Source organism: Nodularia sp. LEGE 04288, from assembly GCF_963896525.1.
Lineage (GTDB): Bacteria > Cyanobacteriota > Cyanobacteriia > Cyanobacteriales > Nostocaceae > Nodularia.
Window position 1 is genome coordinate 40782 of sequence record NZ_CAWQOY010000112.1, and the last position, 15239, is coordinate 56020.

Here is a 15239-nt window from a genome sequence, read left to right on the forward strand (position 1 = left end):
GTAGGGAGAATGGAATACATATTCTCAGTATTCCCTTTTTTTTGGTTTATTTTCCCAATGGCGAGTCAAAACGAAACCAAATCTCAAATTGGCGCGGTCAACGAGTATATTTTTGTACTTCTACAGGTATGTTAATAATGGACGGCACACGAGAATCAGCGATCGCTTCCCCAGTCACTAATTTTAATGGCAAAACACCTGCCCACACTGGTAAAGCATAGTCGGCTTCATCATCTAGGGGTGGCCCTGTCCGCACTTTGGCAGATGCTTCGGTTAGAGGTAAGGAAAGCACCAGAGTTCCCTGCATTTCCTGGCGGTTAGGTAGGCGCACATTTGACCACCGTTGGGGCATTACATGATTAGTAAAGGCTTTGAGGGCTGCTAATTTTTCTTCAGCATCTTTAACTATAGTTGCTGTCCCAAATACTACTACTGAACGGTAGTTCATGGAATGATGGAAGGCAGAACGCGCCAGGACTAGCCCATCTAATAGAGTCACAGTCAGGCAAACTTCGATACCAGTTTGCAGCGATCGCAACATTCGACTAGCTGGTGAACCATGAATATATAATTGGTCTTCTACCCGACCATAAGCAGTAGGAATCACAAAAGGCTGATTATCTACAGTAAATCCCACATGACAAATTAACCCTTCATCTAAAATGTCATAGATTACCTGACGCTCATAATTTCCCCTTTGAGGTACGCGCTTGATTTGACTGCGTTGTGTAGGGCTTAACTGTTCCTGATTAATTTCATTCATGATTGTATTTCCACTAAATCAAGTTGCATGGCATTACTTTCTAAAAAACCCAGACTGGAGTAAACTGGTTTCCCCGATGGCGACGCATTCAGAACTACTCGCGTACAACCAATAGCTTTTAAATGAGCAACTGCACTATTAGTTAATTTCTTCGCAATGCCTTGTTTGCGATAAACTGGTTCAACATAAACGCCCCAGATATATCCGAATTTTCGGTACTCGGCTGTCATTACATTCGGGTATAAACCAGAAAATAATTGACAACTTGCAGAACCCACAATTACATCATCTACTTGTGCCACAAAAGCTTGATAAAATAAGTCTTGACGAGCTTGGGTGATAAACTCAAGGGTAATATCCAAATAATTAGAATTCATCGCTTCATCAGGAACGCCAATATCTTGCCACATTTGGTAAAAGTGCTGTGCAATCAGTGCGTCTTCTGGGGGAATTGCTTCTCTAATAGTGATTTGTTGTTCTGTCAGCATCATTAGGGGTGTTGATTTCAACTACTGTTAGCGTAATTTCTCAAGTGGTCTGAGACAAGAGCCACTTTTGTGATTTAATAGCAGTCCACTTTCATTGCTGGATTATGGATTTAGCGATCGCTCTCAATAGTAATTCCCCTCTACCTCTGCATCAGCAGCTATATCAAGAACTGCGTCAAGCCATACTCAACGGGCGATTGTCGCCAGGAGTCCGTATTCCGTCAACGCGATCGCTAGCCAAATCTTTGAATATTTCTCGTACTACTGTGACTCAAAGCTATGAACAACTTTTGAGTGAGGGTTATTTAACCACAATTTCGGGTTCTGGAACCTTTGTCTGCGCTCAACTTCCGGATGATTTGCTGCATTCCACACCGATAGAATCGAGCCAAACCATTAGGCGATCGCCAGTGAAATTAAATCGGTATGGGATGATTTTATCTCAAACAGAAGATTTCCCTAGAATCGCCGCACCTGATACCGAGATTAACTTTCGCTACGGACAACCAGCCATAGACCAATTTCCCCTGAAGCTGTGGCGCAGATTACTATCGCGTTACTTTTACACTAATTTGAGTTGGCTGGACTATTCTATCGAACCCTTGGGTTACAGACCTTTGCGAGAGGCGATCGCTTGTTATCTCTCCCGTTCCCGTGCTGTTAAATGTGAAACAGATCAAATCCTGATTGTCAATGGGACTCAACAAGCACTCGATTTAATTATGCGGCTATTAATTGAGCCTGGGGATATGATTGCACTGGAAGATCCTGGCTATATGAGCGCACGCCTGATTTTTCAGACTCAAGGTGCTGAACTTTTACCGATTCCTGTGGATGATTCCGGCTTAATTGTCAAAGAACTGGTCAACTATACCAGCAAACCGATTCCGCTTGTATATGTCACACCTTCCCACCAATTCCCCACAGGAGCAATTTTGTCCTTACCTCGCCGTTTAGAACTGCTAGCTTGGGCGCAGCAAACCGGGGGATTGATTATTGAGGATGACTATGATAGTGAATATCGCTATGGTGACAGACCAATTCCAGCTTTACAAGGTTTGGATCGTAGTGATTCAGTCCTGTACATTGGGACTTTCTCAAAAGTGCTGTTTCCGGGATTGCGAATTGGTTATTTAGTATTACCGAAGAATTTAGTTGCTATATTCGCCCGTGCTAAGTGGTTAAGCGATCGCCATTTACCAATCCTAGAACAGCAAGCACTTGCAGACTTTATTACTGAAGGACATTTAGAACGTCATATTAGAAAGATGCGATCGCTTTATGAACACCGTTGTCAAGTCCTGGTTAAGGCGTTAAATGTTCACCTGGGGGAAAAAGTCACTATTTTAGGAGAAAAAGCCGGAATCCATTTAATGGTCAAAATAGACAGCCATCTGAGCGATGAAGAAATCATCCATCGTGCTGCTCAAATGGGAGTGGGAATCATGTCTGCTAAATCCCAGTATCTTCAACCCCACCATACAGGTCAGTTTATTTTCGGCTACGGTGAATTGACAGAACAACAGCTAGCCGAGGGTATTCGGAGATTCGCTCAAATCTTTGCTAGTTAAGCTAGTAGGGCAAGTTTTTTTATCAGCTGATATCTTAGAGAAAGATAGACGAGTAGCTGAAATTATCACAGAGATTAAAGCCATTTTGGGAAGTTAAATCAGGAGAAAGTTAGATGAATCTTGAGGAAGCAGTGTTAGAAAGATTACGCCATTTACCTGTGGATAAACAGCAGCAACTATTAGATTTTGCCGATTTTTTGGCTCAAAAAGCTACTATTAAGAAACCTTTACGAACTATTAGAGGATTATGTGCTGATTTAAAAGTAGATATTACTGAAGAGGAGCTTGCTCAAGCACGTCAAGAAATGTGGGGTAATTTCCCCAGGGATATCGTTTCATGACATCAGTAGTAGCAGATACACACACTTTAATTTGGTACGTTTTTGACTTGCAGAGGTTGTCAGCAGAAGCATTAACAGCGTTGGAACAAGCAGTTAATACAGGTAATCCTATTTACGTCTCAGCTATTACAATCATAGAAATTGCTTATTTAGTTGAGAAAGGACGCTTTGCAGAAGAAGTATTAACACGAATTTTAAACGCTTTGGATGACCCCAACATAGGTATTTTACTTGTACCTCTAGATAGGAATGTTTCAGGAGCAATTCGACAAATTGACCGGGTAACTGTTCCTGATATGCCTGATAGAATTATTGCCGCTACAGCTTTCTCTTTGAGTATTCCTTTAGTTACTCGTGATTTGCGAATTCAAGCTTTAACAACTATCAAAACTATTTGGTAAAAAAGCCTGATATAGCAATCCTAAATGATTTATGAGAAAAATATAGCGGTATCCACTTCAATGAAGTACATCATAGCCCCCTCCTCGCTTGCGGGGAGGGGGTTGGGGGTGGGGTTCTTGTATCTCACTTAACTGATAACCGCTATAAGTATTGTAGTTGATATGTTATGCGGGTATCATTGCGGTTTTTTAAACTCAATATAACTTCTTGTTTTAAACGTTCTAAATTTTGTTCTTTAGATTTGTTAGACTTTTTTTCTTTATTACTTTTATCAGAATTATTTTCTACTCTGAGAGGACATTTTTTTTGAAAATCATTTTCGGCTTCCCGATGCTTAAAAAAAGCAGATACAATTTTCCCATATTTTGTTTTATATTCTTGTGTTAATATCAAATCAGTTTTACAATATGGACACTGAAAGATACCAAAATAATCTCCAGATTCCATTGTAGATGCTAAAACAATCCTACCAGTTCTTATATGACGAGCCTTATGCATAAATATGTAATTTTATTGAATAGCTGTTCGGAATTTTAAACAAAAAAATAGGGCGGGAAAAACCCACCCCAAACAAAATATCTGACTAGATTTTATGTGCCGTTATTTCCTCTTCCTGCTCTTGAGGTTGCAAAGATGCATAAAGACGGTTCAACGCATTCACATAAGCTTGCGCGGAAGCAACGATAATATCTGTATTCGCCGCATGACCAGAAAACACTCTAGAATCATGTCGGAGTCGAATAGTTACTTCCCCTAAAGCATCAATTCCTTCTGTCACTGACTGTACAGAAAACTCAATTAACTCATTAGGTACATTCACGACACGGTTGATGGCTTTGTAAACAGCGTCTACTGGTCCCGTACCAATGGCCGCATCAGTCAATTCTTCACCGTCTGGGGTGCGGAGGGTGACAGTAGCTGTGGGACAAGCATTATTACCGCAGGAAATTTGCACCAACTCGACGCGGAACAAATCAGGAGTTTGTTGAATTTCATCATTAACAATAGCTTCCAAATCCCGATCAGAAATTTCTTTCTTTTTGTCGGCTACGTCTTTGAATCTGACGAATGCTTTATTTAATTCGGTTTCTGATAGTTCAAAGCCCAATTCTGTCAACCGGCTACGGAAAGCATTTCTACCGGAATGTTTGCCCAATACGATTTGATTGTCTGTTAAACCAATCAATTGAGCATCCATAATTTCGTAGGTGAGCTTGTTTTTCAACACCCCATCTTGGTGAATACCAGACTCATGAGCAAAGGCGTTTGCTCCTACGATAGCTTTATTGGGTTGCACTAACATTCCCGTCAAATTAGAAACCAAGCGGGAGGTTTTATAAATTTGACGCGTGTCAATATTAGTCAGCGGTTCTTCAGAATCTTCTGGTCTTCCTAAGAAGGGATTGAAATATTGTCGCCGGACGTGCAAAGCCATGACCAATTCTTCTAAGGAGGCATTTCCGGCTCGTTCACCAATGCCGTTGATGGTACATTCTAATTGAGTTGCACCATTTTTGACAGCTTCGAGGAAGTTGGCAACTGCTAAACCTAAATCGTTATGTCCGTGTACGGAAATAATTGCTTGATCAATATTCGGGACATGATCTTTAATCCCCTTAATCATTGCCCCAAATTCACTGGGGGTCATGTAACCTACAGTGTCAGGAATATTAACTGTTGTTGCGCCAGATGCGATCGCACGCTCTAATACTTGATAAAGAAAATCTGGGTCAGAACGCGCCGCATCCATTGGCGAAAATTCCACATCTGCCATGAACGACTTAGCATAAGCTACCATTTCTTCGGCGATCGCTAAAACTTCCGCCCGTGACTTCCGCAGCTGATACTCTAAATGAATATCAGAGGTCGAAATAAATGTATGAATCCGGCCGTGAACTGCTGGTTTTAAAGCCTCTGCTGCCGCTTCAATATCTGCTTTAATCGCTCTAGCTAAACTACAAATTACCGGGCCATCTTCTGTCCCCACAAGTTGAGCAATTTTCTGCACAGCTTGGAAGTCTCCCGGACTCGCAAAGGCAAAACCTGCCTCAATTACATCTACGCCTAAGCGGGATAGTTGTTTAGCGATCGCTAACTTTTCATCTATATTTAGAGTTGCCCCAGGACATTGTTCTCCATCTCTGAGAGTCGTATCAAAAATGATAATTTTCTCGGCTTTGCTAGTCATTTTTCCTCGTTGTTAAGTTTTTACTGTTTCCTTAAAATATTTTGAACCTTAGTTTTTTTACTTTTAAGATTTGTAAATATTTGCTAAGATTACTAACCTTCTACTTTTTCTATACTGTCTCTGATATCGTTTAAATCAATATATCTATCAGTAGCATTACGTAGCTCTCTGGCTATCATCCCTTCCGTCGATACTACAGTGATATGCGTATTTTTTGAGCGTAAAAGTTCTATAGCTCTTTCAAAATCTCCATCACCACTGAATAAAACTACTCGATCATATTGATCTACTGTATTAAACATATCTACGACAATTTCAATATCTAAATTAGCTTTTTGGGAATAGCGCCCGGAAGAGTCATCATAATATTCTTTGAGAATTTTAGTTCTAACTGTATATCCTAAGCTAATGAGAGCATCTCTGAAACCTCGCTGATCTTGCGGGTCTTTTAAGCCAGTGTACCAGAAAGCATTGATTAATGTTGTATCTGACTGCTCGTGTTTGAAATAGTCTAAGACTCGTCTTGGGTCAAAAAACCAGCCATTTTTTTGTTGAGCATAGAACATATTGTTTCCGTCTACAAAAATAGACAGACGATTCATTGGGGAACCCATAGAAAAATACACCTAATAAATAGAAAAGTAATTAGATTGGACAATAGATTATAGCAATTCTCAAATGATAAATTTGCTAAAATCCCTATAACAGGGTTTTATGCATAGCTTTTATATTACCTCTTCCACCGCATAGAATTGGCTAAAATATTGGACTTAAGATGCTGGGACTCGAACCTTTTCATGTTTAACAGTTTAAGAGACACCTCGTGATCAAAATCTATCAATAAAATTGACTGATTAACATGACTAATAGCATTCTTGACCATATAACTGTCAAGTTTACTTCTAAAGACGTAAGACATAGGTCTTGGGGTAGGATACGGGATAATCACCATCTATAAGTTGTTAAGTACATAAAAGTATCAACTTGATGGTAAATCCTCAGTCTTGTACAAGATTTGCCAGTAGCACCACAATAAACTCCCCATAGATCAATTCTAGGAGGCTTACCCATTGGGTTGAGAAAATAAAATCTCACCCTAACTAAGTCCTGAAGCGGCGAATTTCCCACTCCAGTCTGTGGAAAAATCACACCTTTGATCTCAATTAGAGAATAACTTGGGCAGAATTGGGGTTAAAGCTCTACTAAGTCGAAATTTATTAACCCAACTTTGGTCAAAAATAGAAAACACATTACAAAAGTATAAGTTTCTCATTTAAGTCTTATTTCAATGTATTTGTCGTCAAACCAGCCCTGAATAAATAAATAAAGTAGTAGTACGCAAATTAACTATTAACATGATATGGCAGAAGAACCTACATCTACCTTAACCAAAAAATATGTTTCTGCTGCCAATATCACCTCAAGCAACAAAAGGGACTGAGACAACATCACCCCCGTCCCAGCAAATGGCGCGTTGAGGTCATTTGCTCACTAAAATTTCCGCAGTCGGTGCAGCATGGCTGAGTGTCTTTGGTGGGGGTTGAGTGGAATTACGGCAAAATCATCAAGCGCTTTCCGCATTTTTGCAACTGCGTGAGTCAATCATACCTCCAGAAAATAGCGTAATTTTGGCAATTGCTGATCATTCGAGATCAATTCCCGAAGAATACTATAAAACAGATCCGCCACAGTATGCTTACTTAGAACCACCGAAGTCTTTTCCTCTGAAGCGATCGCATCCGCTCAGACCATCGAAAAGGCTAGTATCATAACTATGGCAACTGTATTGAGCTTTATCCAACTCCGGCGACCTCACAAAGAGCTTCACACAGGTGCAGTGTCAATCTACTATAAAGAGAAAAAATCTTCTGCTGTCGTGGGATGAATGCCTATTGTTTCATTCAATTCTTGCTTGGTAATTCCTTGACAAATTGCCACTCCTAACGTTTGAATAATTTCGGCGGCATTTTCACCCAGCATATGAGCGCCCAAAACTTGTTGAGAATTGCCATCAACTACTAACTTGATCATAGCTGGCTCCTCTGCTTCTAGTAGCTGATACAAAAGGGGTTGTAACTCGCTAGAGTAACACTTTACCGACTCCCCAAATTTTTCCCGTGCTTTAGCCTCCGTCATCCCCACACCAGCCCCTTCTGGACGAGAAAAAACAGCAGAAGGCACATAATCGTAATTCACTGTTTGCGGGTTATTACCAAAAACTGTATTGGCAAAAGCAATACCTTCTGCCTTGGCTACTGGAGTTAATTGCATACGGTTGATGCAGTCACCCACAGCAAAAATATTTTCTTGGGTGGTGCAGTAGTATTCGTCCACCTTAATTTCACCTTGTTGACCAACTTCGACTTTAGCCTTTTCTAAACCCAGATTTTTGATATTAGGACTCGAACCTGTAGCCACAAGGATAGTATCTGCGGCCATGGTTTCTGCACAGTCGCCAGTAGTCTTCAATAGCCAACCGTCATCTAAGTGAGTGATTTCTTCAACCCTGCTGTGAGTCAAAATTCTAATTCCGCGCTTGCTTAAACCCTGTTGTACGCCAGAGCGAATATCGTCATCAAACCCTGACAACATCATCTCATCTGCTTCAATCAGTGTGACTTCGCACCCTAAAGCCTGCATCATGCTGGAAAATTCAGCACCAATATAACCACCACCAATAATTGCTAACCGTTTTGGTAAATAAGGCAAATGAAACATTTCACGGGATGTAATGGCGTATTCTATCCCGGGAATATTAGGCTTAGTGGGTTTTCCACCCACAGCAATTAAAATTTTATCGGCTGTAACTTTATGCCCATGCAAATCTAGAGTATGGGCATCAATAAAAGTAGCACGTTCTTTAATGATTTCAATTTCCGCTTTTCGCAACTGTTGACAATAGGAATAGTTAATGTGTTCGATATGACGGTGTACGGATTTCATCAATAGTGTCCAGTCAAAGTACCGTTTACACTGACTCCACCCGTAGCTCTGTGCCATTTGGTTTTCCTTGGCAAAGTCAGCTGCGTAGACAATCAGTTTTTTAGGAACACAACCCCGATTTACACAAGTACCACCAATGGTTTCTTGTTCAGCCATAGCAACACGGACACCATAGCTCGCGGCTTTTTTTGCTGCTGCTAATCCCCCAGGCCCAGTACCGATGACAAACAAGTCATAATCAAACGTCATAAAAATCTGTTCCTTTGTCACTGTTTGCAAAGCAGAGCTATTGCATCTCTTATAGTTATTTAGGTAATGTTTTATCTACTGCCTTTGGGTGGATCAAAAATGCGGAAATCTCACGATGTATAAACTGTCGTTCACATCCTCTAATTAAAAATAATCTGCAAATTTATAACTTAAGTAGGATAGTTAATCTGACTAGCGACAGGTATCTTGAGATATGCTCGGCCAAAACCTAGCTATGCGAATAAACACAAATATAAATTTAAGTATAAAAAACAACTTTCTTAATAATTCCATTGAGAAATATTAAGGTTAGTAGTAGTGTTTAGCCTGGCTGTATTACTAGCCTTCGCAGATAATTTTCAATCTAAGTTATTTCACTCAAATGAAAGCAGTGCGAGGATCACAGGGATGTATACATTTTTGCAAAAAACACGGAATAAAATTTTAAAAAAAATTGATGCCATACCATTTATAAGATATCAAGAGGATCTGGCTTATCAAGCAGCAGTAAAAAATCACATTATAAATCTACCTATTCTGGCAAAGGCTGATCTCGATCTAGTAGACAAGATAAATTATGAAGGTGTTGTAATTACTTCATTAGAAGAATTGGGAATTCCATCTACACCTGACATCCTCGCAGCAGCAAAAAACCTTATACCAAAAATACCTGACAATACTTTTGGACAAAAAAATGAGTTTGTTGTTCACGCTAGTTCCCAGCAAATAATGGAATATCCAGAAATCTTTTTCTGGGGACTTGAACAACGTTTACTCAATATTGTGGAGAATTATTTGGGTTTACCAGTAGCCTACAATGGGGTATATTTTCGCAGAGATGTAGCTAATAAAATCGAGCAAGGTTCCAGGTTATGGCATATAGATAGAGAAGATAGAAAAATCCTAAAAATTATAATTTATTTAAATGATATGAATGAGTATACAGGGCCACTTCAATATATTCCCCAAGATTTATCCTTAGAAATAGTCAAGGATTTAAAATATACATCTGGCTACATTCAAGAGCAAACCATGAGAAAGTTTGTATCCCCAGCCAATTATAAATCATGTACGGGTTCAATTGGGACGGTAATTTTTGCAGCTACTGGTAGCATTTTTCATCGGGGAAAGTTACCTGTAAAATCTGATAGGTTTGCTATATTTTTTGATTATAGTTCTAGACGGCAGAAAAAAAGATATTATATGGCAAAGTCTCTGCCGCATCAAGATTTATTCCTGCTGTCACAAAATCTCCCAGAACACAAAAAAAAGTGTATTTTTTATTAATGAATTTACGACATATCCCTGAATTAAAAATATCAATTAATTAACATCTTCATCTGGCTTTGAGTTGTGTGAAATTTTCCACTGTCCTTCGTAAACAAAGGGGCTTTTATTAACTCCGCATTTCTGATTTAAAAAGCCAGAGGTCTTATTCTCTCTACTGTTTAGCTTCTCTTAAATTGTGATATCTTCCTGTTGATTAATCGCCAATCGTAAAACTGATAATCCTAAAATAATCAAAAATAATACTAAGCCAATGGTGCAAGCATAGCTAATTTCTAAGTTACTAAAAGCTTCTTCATATAAATAGTAAACAATCGTTTTGGAGCTATTTAATGGCCCGCCTTGGGTCATAATAAATACTTCTTCAAATACTTTAGTGGCAGAAATCGCAGAAATCACCGCCACTAGTGCTAAATACGGCTTCATTAACGGTACGGTAATATCCCAGTGTTTGCGGATACCATCTGAACCATCGATAGCTGCGGCTTCATACACATCAGCCGGAATTGATTGTAACCCGGCTAAATAAATTACCATATAATAGCCGAGTCCCTTCCAGATGGTGACAGCCATCACACTGGCTAGAGAAATTGGTACAATGCCAAACAGCTTCTCTGGACTAGTTAGCCAGGGAATTCCTTGAGGAAAAATATTCACAGTTTTGAGTAACTGATTGAGTAAGCCGTTTTCTGCATACAGCCATTTCCAAGCTATACCCGCAACTACCATTGATATCACTACCGGGGTGTAGTAAGCTGCTCTGAACCAATTCATCCCTCGCAGTTTCTGATTTACCAAAATTGCCAGTCCCAAGGGAGCTATGACTAAAATTGGTACGACACCGACAAGATAGAGAAAAGTATTTTCTAAGGTTTTCCAAAAAACTGCATCCTTCCACAAGCGGAGAAAATTGCCAAAACCTATCCATTGGGGTGGCTGGGAAAGGTCTTCGTAGCTGGTAAAGCTGAGGTAAAACGCTTGTATTGCTGGCCAAAAAACTGTTAAAACCAAGAGAATTAAAGCCGGGAGTAAAAATAAGTAAGGAGTGAGTGATTTGAGCTTCAATGTTTTAAGGGTATCTATTGAATAACACGGAGATTAACTGTGATGGAATCTGAGAATAATGTGCCAATTGAGCATCAAAATGTACCAGTCAATCACCGTGGGTTACATGAATTTTTGTATAGTTCCGACGATGAACACGATACCACTGAGGTGGCTATAACGCCTACATTGGTAAATAATGGGCTGGACATTATGCCTCTGGAGACTTGGCGCACGGCTGACCAGAATGCCAAAATTGCCGGAGTTTACGCGGTGTTGGATGCAGAAGGACAAACCCAGTACATTGGCTATTCCCGGAATGTGTTGCTTTCCCTCAATGGTCATGTTAGCCAATATGGTGAGGAAAAGTGTGCTTTTGTGCGTGTGCAGACTTTTAAGTTTCCCAAGCGTCAAGAAATGGAAGATTTGCGAGATGCTTGGATTGGAGAACTCGAATGTACACCACCTGGGAATGCTGCGGAAGGCGGAATGTGGGCTAGTACGGTAGGTGAGGCTGCTAAGGCGGTAATGTCAGAAGCGGAACGTCACGCTTATGAGGAGAAAAAGTTAAAGTTGCGGAAAGCAATGGCTGATTCAAGTTTGTCTAAAGAAATAGAAGCGGTGGATGCGAGTGCAGAGGAACGTCAGCGTCAACTGGAAGCTGCTGTGAAGAATGATGACTGGAGTTCAGTGATTGACGCGCAGACGAAGGAAACTAAGTCTTAATACTCTTTCTTTCTTCTTTCTTTTCTTCCTTCTCCCAAAGGCAGAGGCTAGCGCCAACGTGTACTTTGCGTACTTTGCGGTTCGTTCCTCATACAGAAGATTTCAACTTAGTGAAGCAAAGAAACACCCCAACCCAACCCCTCCCCGCAAGCGAGGAGGGGCTTTGAAATTATATATTTATATTAATTAAACAAAGATTTAGATGGCAGAAATGGCACAAACTTGTAACCCAACAGGTGTGTGAATAATCACAGATTCTACACCAAAAACTTCGGCGATGGAGTTGGGTGTGAGAACGGCTTTTGGTATGCCAACCTCGCACAGACGACCTTGTTTTAATAAGGCGATGCGGGAACTATAGCGGGCTGCTAAATTTAATTCGTGTAAAACGGTGACAATGGTTAAATTCTGCTGCTGATTCAGGTTTTTGAGCAGTTCTAAGAGTTGTAATTGATAGTTAATATCTAAATAAGTGGTGGGTTCATCTAAGAGTAATATTTTCGGTTCTTGTGCTAATGCTAATGCTAAAAAGGCGCGTTGTCTTTCACCACCTGAAAGTTGCTCAACGAGGCGATCGCTCAATTTTTCTAGTTGCGTTTCTTGAATTGCGGCTTCAACTTTTCGCCGGTCTTCAATGTTTAATTCCCATTGCCACCAAGGTTGATGTGGGGTGCGTCCTAAACTGACTAATTGGCGCACTGTTAAGCCCACAGGAACCGTTTGCTGTTGCGGCAACAAAGCTAATTTCTGTGCCACTATATGAGGAGGCTGCGAATGAATGGCTTTACCATCAAGTAATACTGTGCCTTGTTGTGGGGAAAGAATCCGACTGAGTAATTTCAGGACTGTAGATTTACCAGAACCATTCGCACCCACTAAACTTAACCATTCTCCTGTTTTTAGGGTTAGGTTAATATCCTGGATAATGGGTAATGCTGTGTAACCACCAGTGAGATTTTGCAGTTCTAGGGGCATTTTCAGGGATTAAAAATTAAGAATTAGCTATATCTAAATAATGCAACCCATTACAGTTTACTTGACCCAGCAGAACGACGATATAGCAACCAGATAAACAAAGGTGAACCCAATAAGGCGGTGACAGCACCAACTGGTAATTCTACTGATCCTAGTCGAGAAAGTAAATCGGCAAAGGTGAGTAGCCAAGCACCTGCAAGGGCTGAAAGTGGTAAGACAAAACGGTGGTCTGTACCGACGATTAAGCGGACACCGTGAGGAACCACAAGACCAACAAACCCAATTAAACCACAGATACTAACTGCACCTGCGGCTAATAAGGTGGCTACACCGCCAATTAATATTCGCGATCGCGTTAATGATACTCCTAAACCTACAGCCAGATCATCTCCTAAAGCCAAAACGTTGACAGACCGCGCCAGCAAGCATCCCCCCAGCAAGGCGACAATGATATAAGGGCCAGCCGTGGAAATTTCTCGCCAGCCTCGTCCATTCAGGCTACCAACTAGCCAACTCAGGGCGATTTGAATTTGACCGTCTTCAGCTAGTAAAAGTAATGTAGTTTGTACTGAGCCTAATAAGGAACTTACCGCGACTCCGCCCAAAATTAACCTTTCCACCGAAATCCCGGAACCGACACGACCAAGCAAAATCACAATAATTGAAGTTAAAATTGCTCCTATCCATGCGGCTAGCGGAATCGCAATGGGGAAGACTTGCAAAACTATCATCAGAATTACCACAAGTCCTGCACCGGCGGAAATCCCTAAAATAAATGGATCAGCCAAGCTATTACGTAACATTCCTTGTAGCAGTGCGCCTGACATCCCCAGGGCTGCACCCACAATCACCGCGGCGACAATCCGGGGGAGACGCAAATCCCAAACAATGGTCTGTTTGATGGGATCGCCTTTGTGAAGAATTGCTTGCCAAAATTCCGAAACTGTTAAGGGGACTGCACCTTGAGACAGAGAAAGTATTAGAGTTACTAATAGTCCCGTCACCAGGAACAGTACCGCCCAGAGTATACGTTGTTTACTCAAAGCAGCTAGCGATGGTATTTTCATTTTAAAACGGAGAGGGAGGGATTCGAACCCTCGTATACGTTCCCGCATAACAGACTTTCCAGGTCTGCGCCTTCAACCACTCGGCCACCTCTCCAGGTGCAACGATTTATAAGCATACTATGAAATCCGAGAAAATGCAAATATACAAGTAAACAGATTAAATTAAAGTTGAAAGTTCACATTGAAAGTCCTCAATCAAGATGTCCCATAAATATACGATTAAAGTCCGCGATCGCGCTACAGGCAAAGAATACAGTCAACAAGTTCCAGACGATCGCTATATTCTCCACAGCATTGAACAAGAAGGGGAGGAACTGCCGTTTTCTTGTCGGAATGGCGCTTGTACCACTTGTGCGGTGCGGGTGGTGTCTGGAGAAATTTACCAACCAGAGGCGATTGGATTATCGCCAGCATTGCGCCGCCAAGGTTACGCTTTGTTATGCGTGAGTTACGCCCGTTCTGATTTGGAGGTGGAAACTCAAGATGAGGATGAGGTTTATGAGTTACAGTTTGGGCGCTATTTTGCTAGGGGTAAAGTGAAGGCGGGTTTACCGTTAGATGAGGATTAAGATTTTGTTCACCCATAGGCGCAGAGGCGCAAAGGTTTTTTTTGGGGTCTTGGTGGGGAAGATTGTCCTTTTGGGTTGCTTGTTGTTGCTGGTGAGTTGTCAAGGGAATAATCAGACTGCAAGTAATCAGGTTCAGGTGAAGGTGGCGCGGGTAGTCAGTGGGCAAAGTTTGGAAGTTTTAGGTATGGCTGAACAACCAAACTTGATTTCTCGCGTCCGGTTAGTTGGGATTGATGCACCAGATTTTCAACAACGCCCTTGGGGAGATGAATCCAGACAAGTTTTAGCGACGTTGATTGGTGATCAAGAAAAATCCGTAATTCTGGAATTTGATGTGTCAGCCAAAGATCAAATTGGTCGGACTTTGGCTTATGTGTGGAAAGATCAGCAGTTATTGAATGAACAAGTCCTTAAACAAGGATATGCGATATTTGTAGGGCGATCGCCTAACCACAAATATGACCAGCGCTTGGAACGCGCCCAACAATGGGCTAGACTCATGGGAAAAGGCATTTGGAACCCAGAAAAACCCATGCGTGTCCCTCCTGCTGAGTTTCGCCGCCGGAATCTTTAAGGAGTGGGGAGAAGAGGCAGGGGAGCAGGGAGCAGGGAGCAGGGGGGAGAAG

General features: G+C 41.2%; 17 protein-coding genes and 1 tRNA gene. 8 read left to right on the plus strand and 10 right to left on the minus strand.

All coding sequences use genetic code 11. The annotated features are described in order from the left end of the window. Positions 1-97: 97 nt before the first annotated feature. Together AACX33_RS13190 and AACX33_RS13195 are read right to left on the minus strand one after the other, a co-directional pair. Positions 98-763 (minus strand): pyridoxamine 5'-phosphate oxidase family protein, encoded by a 666-nt coding sequence (locus tag AACX33_RS13190; RefSeq protein WP_193998579.1) that lies wholly within the window; start codon positions 761-763, stop codon positions 98-100. After that, complete coding sequence (locus AACX33_RS13195; RefSeq protein WP_416209812.1) at positions 760-1254, minus strand: GNAT family N-acetyltransferase; 495 nt, start codon at positions 1252-1254, stop codon at positions 760-762. The genes AACX33_RS13190 and AACX33_RS13195 overlap by 4 nt, the downstream gene beginning before the upstream one ends. Before the next feature lie 101 nt (positions 1255-1355). Here AACX33_RS13195 and pdxR point away from each other — a divergent pair, with 101 nt between their 5' ends. From pdxR to AACX33_RS13210, 3 genes are all read left to right on the plus strand, one after another. Beyond that, positions 1356-2822 (plus strand): MocR-like pyridoxine biosynthesis transcription factor PdxR, encoded by a 1467-nt coding sequence (gene pdxR / locus AACX33_RS13200; protein WP_193998578.1) that lies wholly within the window; start codon positions 1356-1358, stop codon positions 2820-2822. A 113-nt stretch (positions 2823-2935) separates the two neighbouring features. Then, complete coding sequence (locus tag AACX33_RS13205; RefSeq protein ID WP_193998577.1) at positions 2936-3163, plus strand: DUF2281 domain-containing protein; 228 nt, start codon at positions 2936-2938, stop codon at positions 3161-3163. Next, entirely contained in the window at positions 3160-3564 is a 405-nt protein-coding gene (locus AACX33_RS13210) for a type II toxin-antitoxin system VapC family toxin (RefSeq protein WP_193998576.1), read from the plus strand. Before AACX33_RS13205 ends, AACX33_RS13210 begins: the two co-directional genes overlap by 4 nt. Before the next feature lie 142 nt (positions 3565-3706). Here the strand turns inward: AACX33_RS13210 and AACX33_RS13215 are convergent, their stop codons facing one another. From AACX33_RS13215 to AACX33_RS13225, 3 genes are all read right to left on the minus strand, one after another. Further along, complete coding sequence (locus AACX33_RS13215; RefSeq protein WP_193998575.1) at positions 3707-4063, minus strand: hypothetical protein; 357 nt, start codon at positions 4061-4063, stop codon at positions 3707-3709. An 85-nt stretch (positions 4064-4148) separates the two neighbouring features. Next, entirely contained in the window at positions 4149-5753 is a 1605-nt protein-coding gene (locus AACX33_RS13220) for a 2-isopropylmalate synthase (RefSeq protein ID WP_193998574.1), read from the minus strand. Between the two features lie 92 nt (positions 5754-5845). After that, the gene (locus AACX33_RS13225) at positions 5846-6367 is read right to left on the minus strand and encodes a LabA-like NYN domain-containing protein (protein ID WP_006196798.1); all 522 of its coding nucleotides are present in this window, start codon (positions 6365-6367) and stop codon (positions 5846-5848) included. 930 nt (positions 6368-7297) lie between these two features. Between AACX33_RS13225 and AACX33_RS13230 the strand changes: the two genes are divergently transcribed. Next, entirely contained in the window at positions 7298-7525 is a 228-nt protein-coding gene (locus tag AACX33_RS13230; RefSeq protein ID WP_193998573.1) for a hypothetical protein, read from the plus strand. A gap of 76 nt (positions 7526-7601) precedes the next feature. Here the strand turns inward: AACX33_RS13230 and gorA are convergent, their stop codons facing one another. Further along, the gene (gene gorA / locus AACX33_RS13235; RefSeq protein ID WP_193998572.1) at positions 7602-8945 is read right to left on the minus strand and encodes a glutathione-disulfide reductase; all 1344 of its coding nucleotides are present in this window, start codon (positions 8943-8945) and stop codon (positions 7602-7604) included. A 408-nt stretch (positions 8946-9353) separates the two neighbouring features. Between gorA and AACX33_RS13240 the strand changes: the two genes are divergently transcribed. Further along, entirely contained in the window at positions 9354-10232 is an 879-nt protein-coding gene (locus AACX33_RS13240; RefSeq protein WP_193998571.1) for a 2OG-Fe(II) oxygenase, read from the plus strand. 171 nt (positions 10233-10403) lie between these two features. On the opposite strand, the gene AACX33_RS13245 is transcribed toward AACX33_RS13240, so the two are convergent. Next, positions 10404-11315: an ABC transporter permease subunit gene (locus AACX33_RS13245; protein WP_193998743.1), complete on the minus strand. Its 912-nt coding sequence runs from the start codon at positions 11313-11315 to the stop codon at positions 10404-10406. A gap of 24 nt (positions 11316-11339) precedes the next feature. On the opposite strand from AACX33_RS13245, the gene AACX33_RS13250 reads away from it, so the two are divergent. Next, positions 11340-12002, plus strand: coding sequence for a GIY-YIG nuclease family protein (locus AACX33_RS13250; protein WP_193998570.1), 663 nt, complete (start codon positions 11340-11342; stop codon positions 12000-12002). A gap of 198 nt (positions 12003-12200) precedes the next feature. On the opposite strand, the gene AACX33_RS13255 is transcribed toward AACX33_RS13250, so the two are convergent. The 3 genes from AACX33_RS13255 to AACX33_RS13265 all read right to left on the minus strand — a co-directional run bounded on the left by AACX33_RS13255 (position 12201) and on the right by AACX33_RS13265 (position 14138). Further along, positions 12201-12977, minus strand: a complete 777-nt coding sequence (locus AACX33_RS13255) for an ABC transporter ATP-binding protein (protein ID WP_193998569.1) — start codon at positions 12975-12977, stop codon at positions 12201-12203. Between the two features lie 50 nt (positions 12978-13027). Then, positions 13028-14044: a FecCD family ABC transporter permease gene (locus AACX33_RS13260; RefSeq protein WP_193998568.1), complete on the minus strand. Its 1017-nt coding sequence runs from the start codon at positions 14042-14044 to the stop codon at positions 13028-13030. Positions 14045-14051: 7 nt separating this feature from the next. Continuing rightward, positions 14052-14138 (minus strand) — tRNA-Ser (locus tag AACX33_RS13265). 106 nt (positions 14139-14244) lie between these two features. Between AACX33_RS13265 and AACX33_RS13270 the strand changes: the two genes are divergently transcribed. After that, the gene (locus AACX33_RS13270; RefSeq protein WP_193998567.1) at positions 14245-14613 is read left to right on the plus strand and encodes a 2Fe-2S iron-sulfur cluster-binding protein; all 369 of its coding nucleotides are present in this window, start codon (positions 14245-14247) and stop codon (positions 14611-14613) included. Beyond that, on the plus strand, positions 14603-15187 hold the full coding sequence (locus AACX33_RS13275) for a thermonuclease family protein (RefSeq protein ID WP_193998566.1): 585 nt from the start codon (positions 14603-14605) through the stop codon (positions 15185-15187). Before AACX33_RS13270 ends, AACX33_RS13275 begins: the two co-directional genes overlap by 11 nt. The last annotated feature ends 52 nt before the right edge of the window (positions 15188-15239 follow it).